The organism is Candidatus Stoquefichus massiliensis AP9, assembly GCF_000455285.1.
Lineage (GTDB): Bacteria > Bacillota_I > Bacilli_A > Erysipelotrichales > Coprobacillaceae > Stoquefichus > Stoquefichus massiliensis.
Genome location: NZ_HG005288.1, coordinates 313,689 through 332,889, shown reverse-complemented (window position 1 = coordinate 332,889; position 19,201 = coordinate 313,689). Strand labels below are relative to the sequence as shown.

Here is a 19,201-nt window from a genome sequence, read left to right as displayed (position 1 = left end):
TACATATTTTAATTCCATTGAATTTTCCTCTTTTCTTTCTATATTGTTTTATATTCAGTTGTGTTTCTTTCTTCTGCGTGACATAGGGTATCAGTCTGACTGTATCTTATCAAGGGCAAGCGTTGTGCTTTCAGCACCCTTGACAAGCTACATTCATACTGAAAAACGGTCACTAAGCAGAAGTAAGGGTGTTACCAGCCATGTTTTGGCTGTTTCTTTCAGTTAAAACGGTGGGGAACGTGCTGTGTTCATATCCTCACCGCCTGCTATTCAGTTTTTTTCTTCTTGCGGTACTGAATGAAGCTGATACCTGCTAAAGATATGCCAGACATTCCAAGCATAAGCAGTAATGCCATAGCGTTGCTGTTGTCGCCAGTTTTCGGAATGTCCGTTTTAATGACTGGCTTTTCTGGTATCTTTTTATTGACGGCTGTTATCTCGATGATTTCACCGTCTTTTGATACACTGAACGCATATACGGTTTCTTTGTCAAATTCAAAGCCTTTTACTGTTTCCAGCTCTTTTAGATAATAATCACCATATAACAAATCATTCATGCCGTATGTACCATCTTTACCCGTGGTAAACTCTGCTATCGGTGTGCCGTCTGCCTTATATAGACCAAACTTCACACCAGCTAAAGGCTTCTTGTCCTCGTCTGTTTTTAACAGATTGAAACCACCATGAATGAGCTTGTTTTCCATTTTGATTTCTGATGTTTCATCATGTTTGATAGTAACGGTCTGGCTCTCTGGTGTGATATAACCGACTGTCAAATCGTCTACAACCTCTGATACTTCATAAGTGCCGACTAATAAATTTTCGATACTGATTTTACCGTTTTTATCTGTCTTATAAACTTCCTCATAAGTCGTACCGATTTCAGTTGCACCAGATACTTTGAAGCTGATACCCTCAATCTTTTTATCCTCACTTGTTTTCGTGATTTCAAGATTGCCACGCATGAGCTTATTCTTGATTGGTTTTCCGTCATTCACATGGATTGGGATATAAGGTGCTTCCTGCCCCATATATGCAAAATCAAAGTCGTAAGCTGTATCAGTGAGTAGATAACCTTTTCCTGTGGCTATCTCTTTTATTGTGTAGCTTCCTGCTGGCAGGTCGGTATTGATATTTCCATTTCCTAATTCATCAAGGCTCACAACTTCAATGAATGAACCTTTTTTCATGCCAATATCACCACTTGCCGTTAAAATATCTTCACGGGCATATAACCCGAATTTGATTTCTGATAATGGGTTATACTCTTGACCGCTTACTGTTTCATACTCCTTGAATAATGAAACCTTAGCTTTCTGTCGTGTGTTTTCAAGACACATAGAAGTTGTGACTATTTCTGTATCTTGGTCTTGATAGGTCAATTCAAATGGATGTGCCGTTCCATCTAACACAAAGCCGTCCAGTGTACTTTTTTCTACAGCTTGGTACTTTCCTAAATACAGTGCTTTTGATGTTGCTTTGCCGTCTTTTCCTGTGGTAAGCGTATCAACGATTTCACCTTGTTCATAACGGACAGTACCGTCCTGTGTGGTGATATCTTCAACCGCCACGATATCAAAGGTCACACCCTCTAAATTCTTCAACTCATAAATAGGTGAGAACATGATACCTAATTCTGTACCGATAAAGTCACTTGCCACAAAACGCTCACCTTGCTTTTCGATCGTGACCGTTCCTTTTACTGGCTTGTTTCTGCTTGTGACTTCCAGCATGGTAGATGGGTCACTGGCTGATACGGTAAAGGGAATAGGCTCTTTTGATACCGTGTAGCCATATGGTGCTTTGACTTCATGCAATTCATACTCATCAGCAGGCAAAGATTGTGGAAGAACCAGCGTTCCATCTTCGGCAGTAGAAAACGTATCAATGGTCGTTGGCTTTGGGTAATTGTATTTCTGTGTTACCCAGTTGCCAGCACTATCCTTGATTTTAAACTGCGTACCAGCAAGAGGTATGACCTTGCCTGTTTCAGCGTCTTTCTTGACAATTTTCACGTCTGTTTCATAGACAGTATTTTCTAGGATATACTTGTAAATCTTGCCGTTGCTGTCAATCTTGATGTCGAAAGGCTCAATCTTTCTGTAACCCTCTGCACCTTTGGTTTCTTCAATGCGATATGTACCATAAGGCAGTAATGGAGTGATAGCGTAACCGTCTGCGTCAGTTGTAATCTTGCAGGTTTCATCACCTGTACTTTTCAAGGTCAACGTAAACTCGATACCCTCTAAAGGCTGTTTGACACCGCCGTCCTCACTGTTTCCAGTCAGTGGCTTGTCTGCAAACTTTGTGACTGCAACTTGACCCTTGATAACTCTATCGGTGATACCTGTGTCAGCTCGTCCTATTTCTACGGTCTGCCCCTCAAAGTCACCATTTACAGTGATAGGCTCGTTGTTCAAGGTGTAACCTGTTGGCGGTACAACTTCATAAATCTTGTAAGTACCTAAGACCAGCAATTTACTTGTGGCAGTCTTGCCGTCTGCTTTCATATGGTCTACTAAGTCACCTTGACTGTTGTAGATATCATATTCTGCACCATTAAGCGTTGCGTCACCCTGTTGGTCGTTTCCTGTTTCTTCGTCTGACTTTGTAACATGGATATTGAATTTTTTCAGGATATTGCTAAAGTCTACCGCTGTGGTTTTAGCAGGCTTGACCGTTACCACCTGTGTATGTGGCTGAACGTATTTGTTCGGTGTGTCTACTTCGGTAATGACGTAATCGCCAGCAACAAGGTTCTGAATGGGGATATTGCCGTCTTTATCTGTGGTATAGATACGGTCAATGCCGTTTCCTGTAATCTGGAAACGCAATCCACTTACCTTGCCATCTTCGGACGTTTTCTTTAATTTAATATGTCCGATTTTCTCTGTATGTAACTTGAAATAGGCTGGTACAGCTTCACGAGAACCACTCACATTTAATGAAGTGAAATTCTGTTGTGTAGGGTTGTACCAAAATTCGGGCGTACCAGAAATCAAAGAGGGTAAAGCGTCTTTAGGCAGGTTCTTGTTTGCTTTTAATGTGATGGTATCGAACTGTTTTTCAGTCGGTGCGGATAGCACCAGTTTGTTACCGTTACGTTGTACACTCACACCAGAAGCGGAAAAGTCAAAGTATTTCAATGCGTTTCTGCTGTCCTCTAGTGTTAATTCAAATTTGCCAGTGTTCATGTTGTACTTCATTTCATAATCTTTGGCACTGCCAGCACTAGAAGTTGTGAATGAGGGGATAGTATCATAGCTTTCCATGTTGGCACGAATTTGATTGTAGATATTTCGTGCGGTTGGGTTATCTTGTAGAAGATTATCAGCAATGCGTGTTTCCCATGATGTACCATATTGACCGCCTGTAATGACCCATACCATAGCTTGCGTTGCCATAGCATTGTCAAGCCATGAGCCACCATACAAATTGCCCGTATTCTCGTTATATCCAAAGACCAAGGCACGCTGTAATAGCTTTTGTTCCTTAGCGTTGATATCTGGGTGGGTATTCTGATGATTGTATCGGTCGCCTGTATTACATGGAATACTGAACTGAATACAGTAGACAATCTTTTCCAGTCCGCTAGAATCAACATTCATGTGGAACGTCCACCAATTCTGCCAGCCAGATTTATAGTTAAATGGGGCTGGATAGCTATTGTCAAATTCATAGCCATACTGTGGGTGCTTTTCCAAACGGACAACGCTGTTTGATGAAGCGTGTACCTGTGTAGCAGGCAAAGAGGTAAAAAGGGTTGCCAGTGTCATTGTGGCAGTAAGCAACCGTTTAAGTATTTTCTTCATTCTATCAAATTCCTTTCTATACTTTTTGGTATCAAAAAAAGCACTATTGCTAGTGCTTAAATCGAAATACTATTCCCTTTGTTTATGGTTTAGTGTGGTTATAGAGTTCCTTTCTTTTCTATATTGTTATGTAAAGCCTTATAAACAAAGGGTTTTCCTTGGTTTGGTATAAATACATGGCGCAGTTGCTCCCATAGGTCCAGTACCTCCTGTTGCCCCAGTAGGTCCCATTGTTCCTGTTGGACCCGTAGGTCCTGTTATACCTGTTGGACCGATAGGTCCTGGATTACCTTGAGGACCGGCTGGTCCCGTCACACCAGTATTTCCTTGTGAACCAGTATTTCCTGGAATTCCCTGTGGCCCCATCAGACCTGTTGCTCCTGTTGGTCCAGGGAAGCCTTGTGGTCCCATAGGTCCAATTGGTCCTGTTGGTCCTGTCGCTCCTGTTGCACAATTGATGATGATTGGTGGACAGCATCGACTACCTGGACACCATGTGCAGCTATTACATTCATTTTGACAGCAATTTTGCTGATTAATATTTTTGAACATATTTTCAAACAAACTATCCATTTTTTCACCTCCTTTTATTAACCTAAAATAATATATGTCAAAAAAGAAGAATGCTCTATGGGTTTGTCATTGATTATAAAAATAAAAACCTAATTAATGAAAATTAGGTTTCAAACATTAAAGAATTCTATCAAAATACTGTTTGTTATAGAGATAACTTGAATCATTTGGTTTACACTTTCCAGCCATTTCATTATAAAACTGGGCAGTTTCATGATTTCCCATAGCATCATAACATAAGCATAGTTGCATATAAGGGATATAATCATAACAATCAGGTAAAACAAATCCTCCAGATTGATCATTTCTTTGACATGATAATGCCATAGCATACCAGAATATTGCTTGTTCATAACATTCAAGTTCAAAGAAATACTTTCCTAAATCACAGCATAATTCTGCACGTGGAACATCATAACATAAACTTTGTAATGCCCAGCTTACCGCTTCTTGTCTATCGCCTTTATGATAATAACAGTATCCTAAGAATTGACATGCTGATATAGCATTCTCTTTCCATCCTCTTTTGGAGTTCAAAAATCTTTTAAATTCAGATATAGCTTCATCAAAATATTCATGATAAAACAATTCTCTTGCATAATAGAACATTTCTCTAGGGGAAAAGACAACACCTTCATTTCTTTTCTTTTGGAATATTTTTAAATTACGATAAGGGTTTGCTTTTAGCTTCATATGCGTAATAGCAATCTCACTATATATAATTTGACCTCTAGGACTAATAACTTCATGAACAAATCCTTCCCACCTCAAACAGTCTCTTCTTCTTAATAATCTTTCACGATAATAAGTAAAAGTTGGATGACCATTTCTATCAAAATTCGTATTATACCTCATCATGACAACAGATGTTTCAGGAGATAATGTTTCTTTTAACTTCAAAAATTCTTTTTGATCTGCTTCTAATATAATATCGTCAGCATCTAACCACATACAATAATCTTTTGTTGCTTTAGCAAAAGAATAATTCCTTGCTTTTGAAAAATCATCACACCATTCAAAATCATAAATCTTATTTGTATATTGTTTTGCTATAGTCTTTGTAGAATCAACTGATCCAGTATCAACAATAATGATTTCATCAGCAATATCCTTTATAGATTTTAAAGCTCTCTCTAAAACATCTTCTTCATTCTTCACAATCATACATACACTTATTGTTATCATATATTTCACCAATATAATATATGAGCATAAAGTTTATATGTTCCTAAGTCTTTATAATCGTTTTCTTTTTTGCATCAGTGATACAATCAAAATATCTAATATATAATGAATAGATAATCCATATAACATTAAATTACCAGGATGATAAAATAGGGATGCATCAATATATAAACTTTCATTACAAATTAATGAGAGTGTTGGATCTAAAATACCTGTAATGGCTATGATTCTGGCTCTTTTTTTTCTTAAATAATAGGCAGCATCGACCATTGTCTGATTTTTACCAGAATGACTCACTACAAAAGAGAGAACATTTTGAGGTAAAAATGTATCAACATACTGTTGACTTAAAGTATTAAATGCCTGAGCTCTAATTCCTAAAGTATTTAATTTCAGACAGGCCGATTGGACTTCTGAATAGTTATTATCATTTGCGTAAAAGTCAATTTGTTTTGCCTGTATCATATAATTAATTGTTCTTACAAATGCTTCTTTTTTTACCAAATGTTGCGTTTCTTTAAATATACGATTATAGATTTTAGGAAGGTATTGAATAATATCGTCAATGGAACTCTCTTGAGAAAGTTGAATATTTTCGGTTTGAAACATACTATATTCTTTTGCATAAGTTAATTGAAAATCTGGATAACCATGAAAACCAAGTTTTTTTGTCAATCTCACAATTGTAGGAGAACTGACATATGTAAGTTGAGCTAGTTCTTTAGCGTTATGATTCATGATACATTCAGGATTTTTTTGAATGTAATCTATTATTCGTTTTTCTTGAGGTGTTAATGGAGTTATTTCAAATAATTCTTTAAGCATAAAATATCACATCCTTTATCTTATTTTAACACGTATTTCATATGAATGAAATTGAATTTCACTCATTGTATAAAAAGGAGATAAAAAATAAATCATCTCCTCAAGTTTATTCTCTTTCTAATTTTAAAATTGTTAAAGTCAGTTGTGCATCGGTGTTGGTAACGTTGGAATTGAATGTGAGTGTAAATATTGTTGGCGTTTCTACGTGAATAATAAGTGTAGAACTTCCTTCGGCAGTTTCTTTTGCAAGACCAGTACGTGAATAAATACCAAAATCAAGATGAGGTGCATTGTTATAGTATGGTGTAATTTGCATATAGCCATCCGTTGATAGAATGGCACTTACCTCATAATTAACAAGATAATATCCTGGCTGTAATTGAATTCTTGTTGAATCTAGTGAAGTAATGTTTTGTGACGAATCAGTAATAGATGGATATAATGCCATTATTTCACCATTAGAAAACTGTGTTGCAAAATTTATAAACGATGCAAATGATTGATTTGTTATTCCACTTGGGCCAGTTGCGCCAGTCGGTCCAGGAATACCTTGAGGGCCAGTAGGTCCTTGTAATCCCATTGGTCCAGTAGGACCTGTTACTCCTGGTAACCCACTTGGACCAGTTGCACCAGTTGGTCCAGGAAAACCTTGAGGACCAGTAGGTCCTTGTAACCCCATTGGTCCAGTAGGACCTGTTACTCCTGGTAACCCACTTGGACCAGTTGCACCAGTCGGTCCAGGAAAACCTTGAGGACCAGTAGGTCCTTGTAACCCCATTGATCCAGTAGGACCTGTTGGTCCTGGTAACCCACTTGGACCAGTTGCACCAGTCGGTCCAGGAATACCTTGAGGACCAGTAGGTCCTTGTAATCCCATTGGTCCAGTAGGACCTGTTACTCCTGGTAACCCACTTGGACCAGTTACACCAGTCGGTCCAGGAATACCTTGAGGTCCAGTAGAACCTGTTATTCCAGAAGCGCAGTTAATGATAATTGGTGAACAATAACGATTGTTTGGGCAACAATGATATAAATCTAAAACTTGTTTTTGTGGACAATTGTTTTGAAAGAATTCATTCATATAATCACCTCCTTTTATATGGTTTCAATTTAATATATGGAATATCCTATAAAAGGAATAGACAAAAACCTTTCAAATAGAAAGGTTTCCAAGAGAATGAATATAAAGTTATAAATTAATTTCTATAAAATCATTAATTTTTTCTTTTAAAATAGCACGAATCAATGATAGATCATTATCTAAAATAATAGGATTAATAAAATAAAGATAGGTATTGTCATTAAAATGAAATTCGAAATCAACAGTATCTATATTTGTTGGTAAATTAGTTCCAGGAATTTTCATAAATCTTTGAACATGCTTTATTTTTACTGATTGAATTTTATTGTATTGAATATGTTTTAATACATCTCTTCCTTGTAATACATTATATGCATATTTGAGTTGATTTATAAAATTCTCTCTTTGATGATAATAAATACCAGTCTCATCAAATTCAATAAATACACTTATATTTTGGCTTATAGTCAATGCATTCATTTCACCAAATCCCATACCAAATGATATAAATATGAAAAGAATAAAACAGAAAAAACTGATAATCCATACATTGATAGATAATTCATGAGTTATTCGTAAATATCCATAGGTAATTGCTGATGCAAGAATGATTGAATATAAAGTTTGAAGAAATATTTCCTTAATTAAGAATTTCCTTGTAAGTTTTCTTCCAATCGAAACATGAGGTGTTGTTTTATAAAATCCAAAATATGTTTTAGAATCAATTTTTTCAACATCTTGTAACGCTGGAATTAAAGGAATATGTTTTTCTTTATAAAATTTGATAGTCTTTTGAATATTTTGTATTTCTTTTAAATTGTTTTCAATATACATACTTTGAGTATTAAGACAATCTTGAATAGATAATTGATCTTGTAATACTAAACGAATATCATCTATTCCAATATTCATTGATCTTAACATTTTTACCAATATTAAAATCTGTATATCATCCTGATTATAGTTTCGATAATCATTATCATCTCTTTGTGGATTAATTAAGCCTTCTTTTTCATAATATAGTATTGTTTGTTTACTTAATCCTGTTTTTCTTTCAACCTCGTTTGTTTTCATAAATATCTCCTTATTTGTTAAAGTTTATATATAATATGTCTTATCTTTACATCTTCATTTAACACTATATAGTGACTATATAGTCAAGATATAAATGAAAAAAAGTTTATCTTTCTTGATAAACTTATAAGAAATGATACTCATGTTCCCAAGAGCATTCAATAAAATATTGTGCAGCTTTCTTTGCATTGTTTAAATTCATGTAGGTATAATTGCCACATTCTTCTTTCTTAGCACCAGGAATTTCATTACTCCATTGACTAATTTGAGTGAAAATATCTTTTATTAATACTTTAATCTCATCAAAAGTTAAATCTTTTGTAATGAGATAAAATCCTGTCATACACCCCATTGGTCCAAAATAAATGATGGAATCTTTATATTTTCCATTTCTTAAAAGTGTTGCTCCGATATGTTCAATTGTATGTGCTGCTTTAGGATCTAATGGTTCATCAATATTAGGTTCACACATCCTAATATCATATGTTGTTAAATCTTCATCCATTCTTGATATATAAATTCCTTTCTTTAACATTGTATGATTAACACAAAAACTTGTTATTCTTTCCATATATATTCTCCTTAATTTATCATATTAGATATATCATATCATTTATCAAAGCCAATCTCTATTACCAACAAAGAAATAATTTTTATTTTTTTAAAATTATCCTTTACAAAAACATTTAAATCTTATATAATCTTACTTGCCTAATTAAGGTAGATATGGCGGTCGTGGTGAAGTGGTTAACACACCAGATTGTGGCTCTGGCATTCGTGGGTTCGATTCCCATCGACCGCCCCATATAACTAACAAAACCCTTGTATATCAAGGGTTTCAGATTGTTGACAAAGTGATACTCCAAAACGAGTATCGCTTTTCTTTTTGTGTTTCAAAGCGGGAAATCATCATTTTCAACCAATTATGAATGGTATTTGATGAAGTTTTCCATCTCCATCTTGTCATTCTTTTTAAATTATGACACGCAAAAATCATCAGCGCCTGATGCTGATTTTTTTGTAGTCCTCGCAATCTTGTATATCTTAAATTATGATGCTCCTTACAATCTCCAAATACACGTTCTATACTCTCTTTACGCTTTGGATATAATTCTTTCCATTTTGGAGTATGCCGTATCTCATCCATAACTTCTTTGAATGTCTTATGATTATTTTCTAATGATTTTAATAAGGAAGTTTGTATTTCTTGAATAATATCTTTTTCTTTTTCAATAGCATCTTTTTTTCTGGTAAAACCACTTTTTCCACTATAAGCCATTTTTTGTTGCCAAACACCATTATTATCTTTATATTTATATCTTATTGACCATAGACCTTTATCATTTCTATAGACCGTCATAGTTATAACTACATATCATGATAAGAGTGGTTAGAATCTTTAAGTATAATATCTTCAGACATTTCTTTAGAGTTATCTAAGAAATACACTTTTTCTTTAATTCTTTGAAATACATGTGATATTTTCTCATGTGCCTTTTGACATAATTCTTTTAATGAGTGGATATTTATTGAATCATCCTCTCTGTTAAAAAGTCTTTTAAAAGATTTAAAAATTTGATTTAGATCTAAACAGTTGAGAAATGTTTTATGATAATAAAGTTCATTTTCTAACTTATCATTTTTTTGTTCAAGATGGTCATAATTTCTTCTTAAATGTGAAAAATCATATTCTATATCTCTTACATGATTTTCTAGTGTTTGGAGTGATGAATAAAGATTATGAATGGTTTGTTCTTTCTCTTTTAATTGTTTTGATAAAGGCATTTGTCTATAACTATCAATTTTTTTCTTTTGAACCTTAACAAGATTTGATAATGATTCAGTATCATTTTGAAGTTGTTTATTATTATATTTCAATTCATCAATAATCTTGTTACATTTTTTTTAGTGATTTTGTTTTCTCCAATAAACGAGATGGTTCAAAATCAATCTCATTAGCTAATTTAATAATATTATTACTTGCATCTAAGTGTTCATGTACATTGATAAGACTTTTTTTCAAACTTAAATCCTCTTGATTTTTGAGTTCTTTTATTGTGCGATTTCCGTTGATTGTAGCGTCATTTTGAATGGATGGCATATAAACCTAGCCTTTGTTCTAAATAAGCCCCTAATTCAGGATGAAACTGTTTAAGTGCCGATTTTGTGATGGCCTTCTTGCAATTCAATCTTTCAATTCCTTCTATAGTTATGATTGGAATAAATGAAAAATGAATATGAGGTGTTGTTTCATCATTATGCACCCAGGCACTTACAACATTTTTTTCTCCATATTTTTCTTTTAGAAATTCAAAAGTATAATCAAAGAAACGCTCAATATCATCTTCATGAACATCATTGGGTACTGTAACAATCCAATCAGTCATAAAAACAATATCACTACGATTTATATGTTTTACTTCATCTATACGTTGTTTTAAAAAAACTTCTGGTTTTAATGGCTGAAGATCTTTTGCTAAATTATAATTTAAATACGTTCTACTTTTATCAATATCTTTATTAGATAACTCGCAACCTTCTCTACGCTCACAATGAATGACTAAACCAATAACTCCATTTTGCTTGATTTTTTCTACATGTGCCATAATTACTCCTTTCAAAGCCCCCCCCGGCAGGGCAAGTTTCCAAAAAGCGTGCTTTTTGGTATAACTTGCTAGACCAAATGTTTTGGTCTTTTCTTTTGAAGATTACCGATAGGCACTATATTTTATTTTCAATGTTCCTTTTGTGACAGAATGACAGTTCTATTTATGCACTAAGATATGTCACAAGTGTCATTTTCAGGTGAAAAGACTAATTCTATAGTTCTTTCTTTGCCATTCCTTTTTCTACTAAATGATATATTATTTTGAGCTAAAATCATTTTATGCTTAGAAAGATATTTAAATAATCCTCTAGGATTTAAATCTAAATTCATATTGGCAACAAGCTCTTGACAATTACCTTCAATTTTCCTAGATTTTTCTTTTGCTAAAGCATTGATAATAAAAAGAATATTCCGATCAATATGTTCATTAATTTCTTCATCCATATCATCCAAAATCCAATTAATTCCTTTATCATCTTTTTTGATATTAATGATTTCTTTTTTTGATCTTAAAATAAATCTAAGTTTTCCTCGTGTACTAAACTCATTTTCTGTTTCAATTAATATTGTTCCAGTTGATGCAGAGGTTAATGATTTTGATCCTAAAACACTATCTTGAGTATGAGAACTTCCTTTTCTTGTATGATGTATAAGAATACAACAAAGATGATATTTCACTATAAAATCTCTAAATTCTTTAATAGTATTATATTTTCAGTAAAAGCATCTGTATCAGGAAATTCTTCGAGATTCGCAAGACAATCGATGATGATAAGATTAAATTCCTCTATATTTTCTAATTCCAATAAAAATTCCTTTATATCATATAAACTACTTGAATTTTCAAAATTATAGAAAAGTTTATCATTCATTCCATGATTTTGTGCTTTTATTCTACTCTGAGTTTCAAAATCATAATTATCATTATCAAAATAAATAACTTTTCCTTGTGTTGTCCTTTTTCCTAAAAAGGGAATACCTTTAGAAACACAATTTGCTAATGATGTTGTAATAAGAGATTTTCCTATTTTACTTGTTCCGGCAAGTACATATAAGCCTGATTTAAATAATCCCTCTAATATCTCATTTTGTTCAAAGTTAAACTTTTTAACTAATAATTCACTTTGTGAATAAACTTGACTATTATTCATATTGCTCCTTACAAAAAAAATTTGAAATGAAACATATTTTTTGATATACTGTATGAGAAAAGAGCATATTAAAAATATGTTTCTTCGATTGAACCATTCATGTCTTACTTGGCGGTTGGAGTGAATGGTTCTTTTCTTTTTTCAATAGGTTTTGTCACATCAAAATATTGTTCACATGCTTCTACTGGTAATAAACCAGCCTTAGGAAGTTTTTTGCGATCAATTCCAAATGCATCCATAATTCTTTTGGCATGTACTTTAGCAATTTGTTGATAACTACATCCAACTGCATCTGCCAGCTCTTGATATGTACAAAACTTTTGTCTTAGTTCCATATATTCACCTCCTTTCAATGAAATAAATAAAATATTAAATTTTACAATCATTTATTTATTTTAATATTATTATATCATTGTATATGATAATTGCGATGATTTATCATATAAAAAATAACAAATTTATGATTTCTGCAATACAAATATGGAATTATAATGTATAATTGTTTATGAGGTGAACCAAATATCTATTTCTACATATATACACAAATTAAAGAATGAAAAGGGGATTTCCTTTCGTCAACTGTCTATTGACTCAAAAATAAGCTATGGAAATATTATGGATATTAAAAATGACAGAATTGCATTTCCAACAGATTCAATATTAACAAAGTTATCTAAGTATTTAAATCAATCTAAAGCAGATATATTATTTGAAATACTTAAAGATGATGTTGACGAAGATTATTCATTAACTTCATTATATTATCTTGCAGAATTAGGTGCTAATAATTATACAATAGTTATTAATCCGAATGTTCCTGATCCATTTAGAAATAAGATAATGACATTTGATGGGTATGCATATAAAAAACGTTCCGGAAATACTTTCACTGTAGTTGATTCATGGTCGCATATAAAAAAAGAACATTGGAAAATGTTCAAAAAGCAGTATAGTTTAGCGTTAAGTAGAGATTCGTAGGCTGAAATTTTTATTAATGAACATATGTATGTTGCTAATGTATTGAATTTTGCTATATGTAGAGTACACCAAAGTGGTTTTGACAACATAAAAGAATTTGTTATTACATATGATGAAAATGATTTGGATATAAACTTAGCAAAAGAGTTTATACCGATAAAAATGGGATTTTCTATCAAATTTATACAATAAAAAAATATATAATCTAATTATGGATTTATGTAGCACTATATTGCACTCTTAAGAGAGTTTCATGATTTAAAAAATAATCTTGTTTACATATTAGATAAAGTAAGTTTTTTGTTATAGGGGTGAACTGTATTTCGTATCTCATAAGAGTGTTAATAAAGTTTCTATAATTAAGTTAGATTAGAATTAATAAAATCACCACCAAAAGAAAGTAAAATCATTATATTTTCCAATTAAAAGATATGAATAAAAAATTGTATAATCAATTAAAAGATTGACAAATCATAATTACAAGATTTATAATATAATAAAGAAAATAGATAGAGGATGTTGCAATATTTCAGAGAGGAGAAATTAATTTATGAAAGATAAGGGATATTTTGCAATATTACTTTCAATGATCTTAATATTTGTTTTTGCTAGTCCAGTAAGTGCTTCTAATACTGTTTATGATCAGGAAAACAGAGAAGTTCAACCAAGAGCACCAATGTACATTCATAGATATACTTATGAACCAAGTTCAACTTCTAGATATAATCAGTATAGGAATGTTGGGACTGTATCACTTGATAACACTGGAAGTTCAGTACAGAGTTACTTAGGTTTTAAGGTACAAAGTTCTGGAACTGTGAATATTTCTGTTGGGATAAGTGGAAGTGTTCAAGCACAGGTGGATGCATTGTTTGCGAAAGTTAAAGCAAGTACATCAGCAAGTTTAACAACATCTCGTTCATACACAAAAGGAACATCTTATGCGACTTCTTTTTATGTACCTGCCAGAAAGAATGGTTCTATTACAGGTTATATTCCAGCTATGAAGACATCAGGAAGAATGAAAGATCAACTAATTGATGCAAACACAGCTGACTTTTATGTAATTAGTACAAGTTATATTACAGTTAATACATCTTATGTACCACTAAAAGATGACATGCACTTCGTGAATAAAACTTGGTAACATGTATGGATAAAAAGTATGTTAAGTTCATCATTGTTTTAGTACTATTTTTAGGCTTGTTATCGTTTTCTCTTTTCTTGATAAATGATAATAATTCAAAAAAAAATGTTATTCTAGATTTGCAGAATAAAATTAGTGATTTAGAGTTTGATAACTCAATGTACAAACAGGCTACTGCTACTGATTTTATTGATTTTAAGAAAAGCAGTGGAGTTGTAGATGCTGCATTTCTATATCAAGATAATGAAATTATGAGTAGACATGGTATTGCAATCATTATTGATAATCAATTCTATAGAATAGGTGTTGATCCAAAAAATAATGTTTCATTAAGTACTAATTCAAAAATTACAAATATTGATAAAAATATAATTGAATTTGAATATATACTTGATAATAAAACTACTTATTATCAATTAACAATTAATCTACAGGAAAATAGTGTAAACTTTAAACTTGATGAAGTTAAATAATCGCATGAAACATTCTAAGTCTATTTTCGTACAGTTGTTAAGAAGTAATTTAAAGCGTACTTTAAATAATCACTCGGTTCCAGAAAAGCCTCTTTAAAGGATATGTGTAGTCTTTTACAAAATCCTTTAATGCAAAAGTGTGGTTTTACAGAAGAATTGAGTGATTATGAAATTAATAGGAGACTCCAAACATGTGAGTCTCTTATTACGTCTGCTAATAGTACATAATTGTTTCTTTATAAAGTGCAAAAAATGATGTTAAACAAATAATTATATATCTTCTAGAAAATCATTAAACAATCACATTATCTCACATAGCCAATTATATGGCTTTAAATCAACAAAAATAGAAACAATAATTACAATCAATACAGATATATCTTTTTACTACAGTCATAACTTTATAAACAAAATTGTTTATAAGTGAATATAATAACATTTTTGTATATTTACTTTTACTGTAAAAATGAATAGATTCACATTTTGGACAATATTTAACAATTTGTTTAATCTTTATGTATACTTAATCTTTATTATTTATGAATTCAATATAATCATTGTTTACGATAGCATCATCAATACAAAAAAGTGTTAATAATTCTTTGTTATCTTTATCCATTACAATGTTTAATTCAGGCAATATAATTACAAACTTAAAAGTGGCAATTTTAGTTCCGCAATTATTTAATATACCAAAATATAGAATCAATAACATTTTTCCACCAAATTTTAAACAAAAGAATATCATTTTATACATCTATGTACATTGATATGCTTTTTAAATGGCTTAAATACGTTGTTTTCTATCTATTATATATAAATGCTAAGTTCCCATCGACCGCCCTATTTTATATTTTTATATATTTAGGTTATAAGACCTGATATTAACATGAAACTTTATGTTTTACGTTAATGTCAGGTCTTTTTGTGTTATCTGGGAGGACAGGAATATGGATAAGAGAGAAGAAGCTATATATAAAGCAGAAAACAACTTAAATGAATTATCTTTGTATTATAAGTTTGGGATTCCAAGTATTGTAGAGACAACACAGTCTGGAAATGTTTCAGTAATATCAATTAACTCTGATAAGCCTGAAGGTTCTGGAATATATCAGAACCCCATTATAAGAGCACTAAATAGGGAAGAAGAAACTATAGCTTTTATTGATCAGCAGCTTGCTTATATAGAACTGTTGCCTAGTGATTACAAGAAAATTATTGTCTATAAATACCTCAAGAATATATCTATTCATAAAATGCTTCATTATGTAGAGTTTGAATATTATACAAAAAATACTCTTTATAAAATGTTAAATGATGCATTGGAAATGATTGTTGTTTTCGATAAACAGATAGATTATACTGTTAAGGATTATGTAAGTGTGCATGATCGTAAAAAAACTGCAATAAAGAAAATTATATTTTTTTTAATGGAAGCGATGAAAGTTGATTCTGATATATCAGTTGTAGTTAAAGTAAAGGTGGCATTAAATAATCTTAGTGAGAAAATGTATAAAACACTAGCTGGCTATGAAGATATGACGACATCACAGGAAAGAAAGGAATATAGGTATGCAATTTTAACACTTGCATTTTGTAGTCATATTTTTGATTATGCTAAGGAAGAATATCTGAATGACTGTAGAAAATTGCGATTATATTTCTATCACCGAGCAAATGAAGAAATATAAAGATTTAGTAATAAAATCTTTATTAACAGAGATTGAAGAGAATAAAAGGAAAATAATGAAGTTTGCTCAAGATATTCTTAAATGATGACTATATTTGTAATTTGTTAGATTTGACACCTAAATAATAACATTCTATAATTTAAATAACTAAAAAAGATATTAAACTTATTTTGATTAGTGGTGCAAAAACATAGTTTAATTCATTTGTAATAAAAGAGATAGGGGGTGATACTGTATGCATTTAAAGAATAAAACATTCTTGATATTAGGAATATTAGGGATACTCATTGTTATTGTTTTTTGTAATCACGATAGGACGAGTTATCAAATTAAAAATGAAATAAATACTGTTGTATTAACGGTTTATGGGATGAGTGAAGAACCTGTTGTCTATTCTTTGGATGATGAAGATAGTATTGAATCTTTAATACAGAGAGTCAATAATATGACTCAGTCTGATAAAAAATTAATGAATGAAAAAGAGTTAGATAAACCTAAAGGAGTTTCATATAAATTAGAGTTTTTAGGTAAAACAAATTATGAATATACAATAGTTTATGATTATTGTATTTGTAATGAAGATGTTTATGCTATTAATAATTATGATGCATTTATGAATGATTTAAAAGCAAAATTTCATTTTTGAAATAAGACATAACAAAAAGCATATCAATACTTTTCATTGATATGCTTTTACTTAGATATGATGTTTGACACGATCATGTTCTTCAGCTTTTTTTGCATCATTAAAACGATCAAGTGTTCCCACTAAATAACCAGTAATTCGACGTATTCTCTCAATTGGCTGAGGTTTAAGATGGTAATGCATATCAACATAATCTCCATCAATTGTTAAGGTTAATGATAATAGTGTTTCATCTTTATATTTCTCTTTAACATAATGAATATAAGCTCTTATTTCTTCCTCGTCCATTGCACCATTAATAATTTCCACATTGACATTCTCTGTTTTTTTCATATTAACCTTACATTCCTTTCCGCCTGCGGCTTCAAGGCACACATTGTGATGAATAACCTTGATTCTGTAGGTCTTTTATTTTATTCTTTAACTGAAGGAGAGTCATACTACAAAGCACGATGAGGTGAGTTGTAGATTTCTGCAACTTATTCAGTTCAAAACAGTATATTAACCAGTGCGAGAATGACTTTTTCAAGCACACATGAGTAGTCTTCGAGGCTGCAGATTAATCATTGACTTTAGTTTTTCTCTTTAGTGTCAGTCATTCAGTCACTGTTTCTTCTTCTCCATTCTATTTGAAAGGAGATTTTTATTTATGGAAGTTATTTATTCCAGAGCTTGTGGTGTTGACGTGCATAAATGCTTCATTGTTGCAGTTATCTGCTTTTCTGATTCCACTAAGCCCAAGTATATTCGCAAAAGATTCTCAATCTTCAATAACCAGCTCATCAAATTTAGAAACTGGCTCATTGAAAACGACTGTCAAAATGTATGCATGGAAAGTACCAGCAAGTATTATATCCCTGTATATAATGCACTGGAAGGTTTTATTTCCAATGTCGCCGTTGCCAATCCTAAATATTAAAGGTGAGAAAGATGACAATAAGGATGCCAAATGGATTGCTGATCTTTTCAAGTTTGGTCTTGTCAGATCCAGTTTTATCCCTAAAAAGGATATTCGCATCCTTAGAGAATTGACCAGATATCAGTTTAAGCTTATCAATACTCGTTCTTCTGAGAAGAATCGTTTCCAGAATGCTCTTACTGTTGGAAACTGTAAAGTTGATATGGTCTTTACTGATACCTTTGGTAAATCTGCTTCCTCCATTGTCAATCTTATTTTATCAGATGATGACTATAGTCTATGGACATTGTAAAGCTTCTCCCGAAGATATCCTCAGTGCTGTTGATGGGACGGACCTTAATCCTCATCAGAAAGCAAGAATCAATATCGTTAAAAAAGATATGGAATATGTCGATTCACTTTTAGATGGGATTCAGCTTCACATCAATGAAATGGTGGCTGGATATGAAAACCACATTCAGCTTCTTTGTACCATTCCTGGTATTGATATGTCTCAATGGTCATCACATAGAAAACTGACTTCATGGGCAGGATTAGCTCCAGGATGTAATGAATCGGCTGGAAAAAAGAAATCAGTTAGGATTTCAAGAGCTGGTGTTTACCTTAAGCCATGTATTGTTCAAGTTGCCCAAGCAGTAGTCAAGGATAAAAAATGTGACTATTATGCTGATAAGTTTAATAGAATCTCAAAACGTCGCAGTAAGAAACGAGCCATCATAGCCATTGCCAGAAAAATTCTTATAGCTATTTACCACATGCTTAAAACTGGAGAAGTTTTCAATCCGTCCGATATGGCTGATATTGAAACGACTCAGAAACAACGTATTGAATATATCAAAAACAATCTTAAAAATGCTTATAATCAGTTATCACGAACTGGTTTAAGTGAAGAAGAAATTATGGGCATTCTTCTCAAGAAATCTAGCGACTCACCCCACCTAAAATAGTCATAAAATTGGGGAAAGGGGTATTATACACTTTTTGTAGTTTCCGTTCTTAATTTTTATTCAGATTATTCACCTACTTTAATATTATTAT

General features: G+C 31.9%; 22 protein-coding genes and 1 tRNA gene. 8 read left to right on the top strand and 15 right to left on the bottom strand.

Annotated features, from left to right (window positions below):
- Nucleotides 1-266: 266 nt before the first annotated feature.
- From BN350_RS09590 to BN350_RS09560, 7 genes are all read right to left on the bottom strand, one after another.
- On the bottom strand, nt 267-3,812 hold the full coding sequence (locus tag BN350_RS09590) for a SpaA isopeptide-forming pilin-related protein (protein ID WP_028043404.1): 3,546 nt from the start codon (nt 3,810-3,812) through the stop codon (nt 267-269).
- 138 nt (nt 3,813-3,950) lie between these two features.
- On the bottom strand, nt 3,951-4,385 hold the full coding sequence (locus BN350_RS21670; RefSeq protein ID WP_049945548.1) for a collagen-like protein: 435 nt from the start codon (nt 4,383-4,385) through the stop codon (nt 3,951-3,953).
- Nucleotides 4,386-4,502: 117 nt separating this feature from the next.
- Nucleotides 4,503-5,570 (bottom strand): glycosyltransferase, encoded by a 1,068-nt coding sequence (locus BN350_RS09580; protein WP_028043403.1) that lies wholly within the window; start codon nt 5,568-5,570, stop codon nt 4,503-4,505.
- 51 nt (nt 5,571-5,621) lie between these two features.
- Nucleotides 5,622-6,395 (bottom strand): MurR/RpiR family transcriptional regulator, encoded by a 774-nt coding sequence (locus tag BN350_RS09575; protein ID WP_028043402.1) that lies wholly within the window; start codon nt 6,393-6,395, stop codon nt 5,622-5,624.
- Between the two features lie 106 nt (nt 6,396-6,501).
- Nucleotides 6,502-7,476: a collagen-like domain-containing protein gene (locus tag BN350_RS18925; RefSeq protein ID WP_049945547.1), complete on the bottom strand. Its 975-nt coding sequence runs from the start codon at nt 7,474-7,476 to the stop codon at nt 6,502-6,504.
- Between the two features lie 108 nt (nt 7,477-7,584).
- A complete protein-coding gene (locus BN350_RS19985) occupies nt 7,585-8,550 on the bottom strand; it encodes a MerR family transcriptional regulator (protein WP_049945546.1) in 966 nt (321 codons plus the stop codon).
- Nucleotides 8,551-8,674: 124 nt separating this feature from the next.
- Nucleotides 8,675-9,121: an S-ribosylhomocysteine lyase gene (locus BN350_RS09560; protein ID WP_028043401.1), complete on the bottom strand. Its 447-nt coding sequence runs from the start codon at nt 9,119-9,121 to the stop codon at nt 8,675-8,677.
- A 158-nt stretch (nt 9,122-9,279) separates the two neighbouring features.
- Here BN350_RS09560 and BN350_RS09555 point away from each other — a divergent pair.
- Nucleotides 9,280-9,355, top strand: a tRNA-His gene (locus BN350_RS09555).
- A 33-nt stretch (nt 9,356-9,388) separates the two neighbouring features.
- Here the strand turns inward: BN350_RS09555 and BN350_RS21335 are convergent.
- The 7 genes from BN350_RS21335 to BN350_RS09525 all read right to left on the bottom strand — a co-directional run bounded on the left by BN350_RS21335 (nt 9,389) and on the right by BN350_RS09525 (nt 12,644).
- Complete coding sequence (locus tag BN350_RS21335) at nt 9,389-9,910, bottom strand: transposase (RefSeq protein ID WP_028043400.1); 522 nt, start codon at nt 9,908-9,910, stop codon at nt 9,389-9,391.
- Between the two features lie 8 nt (nt 9,911-9,918).
- Nucleotides 9,919-10,428, bottom strand: a complete 510-nt coding sequence (locus BN350_RS09545; protein ID WP_028043399.1) for a hypothetical protein — start codon at nt 10,426-10,428, stop codon at nt 9,919-9,921.
- A 16-nt stretch (nt 10,429-10,444) separates the two neighbouring features.
- Complete coding sequence (locus tag BN350_RS21665) at nt 10,445-10,573, bottom strand: hypothetical protein (protein ID WP_261797176.1); 129 nt, start codon at nt 10,571-10,573, stop codon at nt 10,445-10,447.
- A 58-nt stretch (nt 10,574-10,631) separates the two neighbouring features.
- A complete protein-coding gene (mobV, locus tag BN350_RS18915; RefSeq protein ID WP_049945544.1) occupies nt 10,632-11,156 on the bottom strand; it encodes a MobV family relaxase in 525 nt (174 codons plus the stop codon).
- Nucleotides 11,157-11,326: 170 nt separating this feature from the next.
- On the bottom strand, nt 11,327-11,836 hold the full coding sequence (locus tag BN350_RS18910) for an AAA family ATPase (RefSeq protein WP_044600232.1): 510 nt from the start codon (nt 11,834-11,836) through the stop codon (nt 11,327-11,329).
- Complete coding sequence (locus tag BN350_RS09530; protein ID WP_028043397.1) at nt 11,836-12,309, bottom strand: AAA family ATPase; 474 nt, start codon at nt 12,307-12,309, stop codon at nt 11,836-11,838. Before BN350_RS09530 ends, BN350_RS18910 begins: the two co-directional genes overlap by 1 nt.
- A 104-nt stretch (nt 12,310-12,413) precedes the next feature.
- Entirely contained in the window at nt 12,414-12,644 is a 231-nt protein-coding gene (locus BN350_RS09525; protein WP_028043396.1) for a hypothetical protein, read from the bottom strand.
- 280 nt (nt 12,645-12,924) lie between these two features.
- On the opposite strand from BN350_RS09525, the gene BN350_RS09520 reads away from it, so the two are divergent.
- The 5 genes from BN350_RS09520 (at nt 12,925) to BN350_RS09490 (ending at nt 17,244) form a co-directional block, all read left to right on the top strand.
- On the top strand, nt 12,925-13,287 hold the full coding sequence (locus BN350_RS09520; RefSeq protein ID WP_028043395.1) for a hypothetical protein: 363 nt from the start codon (nt 12,925-12,927) through the stop codon (nt 13,285-13,287).
- Between the two features lie 550 nt (nt 13,288-13,837).
- Entirely contained in the window at nt 13,838-14,434 is a 597-nt protein-coding gene (locus tag BN350_RS09510) for a hypothetical protein (RefSeq protein ID WP_028043394.1), read from the top strand.
- 5 nt (nt 14,435-14,439) lie between these two features.
- The gene (locus BN350_RS09505) at nt 14,440-14,907 is read left to right on the top strand and encodes a hypothetical protein (protein ID WP_028043393.1); all 468 of its coding nucleotides are present in this window, start codon (nt 14,440-14,442) and stop codon (nt 14,905-14,907) included.
- A gap of 950 nt (nt 14,908-15,857) precedes the next feature.
- Entirely contained in the window at nt 15,858-16,598 is a 741-nt protein-coding gene (locus tag BN350_RS09495; protein WP_028043391.1) for a hypothetical protein, read from the top strand.
- A gap of 235 nt (nt 16,599-16,833) precedes the next feature.
- A complete protein-coding gene (locus BN350_RS09490; RefSeq protein ID WP_028043390.1) occupies nt 16,834-17,244 on the top strand; it encodes a hypothetical protein in 411 nt (136 codons plus the stop codon).
- A 51-nt stretch (nt 17,245-17,295) separates the two neighbouring features.
- Here the strand turns inward: BN350_RS09490 and nrdD are convergent, their stop codons facing one another.
- The gene (gene nrdD, locus BN350_RS09485; RefSeq protein WP_028043389.1) at nt 17,296-17,577 is read right to left on the bottom strand and encodes an anaerobic ribonucleoside-triphosphate reductase; all 282 of its coding nucleotides are present in this window, start codon (nt 17,575-17,577) and stop codon (nt 17,296-17,298) included.
- Nucleotides 17,578-17,810: 233 nt separating this feature from the next.
- Here nrdD and BN350_RS21330 point away from each other — a divergent pair, with 233 nt between their 5' ends.
- Nucleotides 17,811-18,455, top strand: coding sequence for an IS110 family transposase (locus tag BN350_RS21330; RefSeq protein ID WP_231385261.1), 645 nt, complete (start codon nt 17,811-17,813; stop codon nt 18,453-18,455).
- Nucleotides 18,430-19,110, top strand: a complete 681-nt coding sequence (locus tag BN350_RS21325) for a transposase (RefSeq protein WP_231385260.1) — start codon at nt 18,430-18,432, stop codon at nt 19,108-19,110. The genes BN350_RS21330 and BN350_RS21325 overlap by 26 nt, the downstream gene beginning before the upstream one ends.
- Nucleotides 19,111-19,201: the final 91 nt, after the last annotated feature.

Bases quoted from the DNA above. Each gene is read 5' to 3' on its own strand.
- BN350_RS09490 (WP_028043390.1), top strand. From the start codon at position 16,834: ATGCATTTAAAGAATAAAACATTCTTGATATTAGGAATATTAGGGATA.
- BN350_RS09505 (WP_028043393.1), top strand. From the start codon at position 14,440: ATGGATAAAAAGTATGTTAAGTTCATCATTGTTTTAGTACTATTTTTA.
- BN350_RS09575 (WP_028043402.1), bottom strand. From the start codon at position 6,395: ATGCTTAAAGAATTATTTGAAATAACTCCATTAACACCTCAAGAAAAA.
- BN350_RS09590 (WP_028043404.1), bottom strand. From the start codon at position 3,812: ATGAAGAAAATACTTAAACGGTTGCTTACTGCCACAATGACACTGGCA.
- BN350_RS09495 (WP_028043391.1), top strand. From the start codon at position 15,858: ATGGATAAGAGAGAAGAAGCTATATATAAAGCAGAAAACAACTTAAAT.
- BN350_RS19985 (WP_049945546.1), bottom strand. From the start codon at position 8,550: ATGAAAACAAACGAGGTTGAAAGAAAAACAGGATTAAGTAAACAAACA.
- BN350_RS09580 (WP_028043403.1), bottom strand. From the start codon at position 5,570: ATGATAACAATAAGTGTATGTATGATTGTGAAGAATGAAGAAGATGTT.
- BN350_RS21325 (WP_231385260.1), top strand. From the start codon at position 18,430: ATGACTATAGTCTATGGACATTGTAAAGCTTCTCCCGAAGATATCCTC.
- BN350_RS21335 (WP_028043400.1), bottom strand. From the start codon at position 9,910: ATGACGGTCTATAGAAATGATAAAGGTCTATGGTCAATAAGATATAAA.
- BN350_RS09560 (WP_028043401.1), bottom strand. From the start codon at position 9,121: ATGGAAAGAATAACAAGTTTTTGTGTTAATCATACAATGTTAAAGAAA.
- nrdD (WP_028043389.1), bottom strand. From the start codon at position 17,577: ATGAAAAAAACAGAGAATGTCAATGTGGAAATTATTAATGGTGCAATG.
- BN350_RS09525 (WP_028043396.1), bottom strand. From the start codon at position 12,644: ATGGAACTAAGACAAAAGTTTTGTACATATCAAGAGCTGGCAGATGCA.
- BN350_RS09530 (WP_028043397.1), bottom strand. From the start codon at position 12,309: ATGAATAATAGTCAAGTTTATTCACAAAGTGAATTATTAGTTAAAAAG.
- BN350_RS09510 (WP_028043394.1), top strand. From the start codon at position 13,838: ATGAAAGATAAGGGATATTTTGCAATATTACTTTCAATGATCTTAATA.
- BN350_RS09520 (WP_028043395.1), top strand. From the start codon at position 12,925: ATGGATATTAAAAATGACAGAATTGCATTTCCAACAGATTCAATATTA.
- BN350_RS21670 (WP_049945548.1), bottom strand. From the start codon at position 4,385: ATGGATAGTTTGTTTGAAAATATGTTCAAAAATATTAATCAGCAAAAT.
- mobV (WP_049945544.1), bottom strand. From the start codon at position 11,156: ATGGCACATGTAGAAAAAATCAAGCAAAATGGAGTTATTGGTTTAGTC.
- BN350_RS18925 (WP_049945547.1), bottom strand. From the start codon at position 7,476: ATGAATGAATTCTTTCAAAACAATTGTCCACAAAAACAAGTTTTAGAT.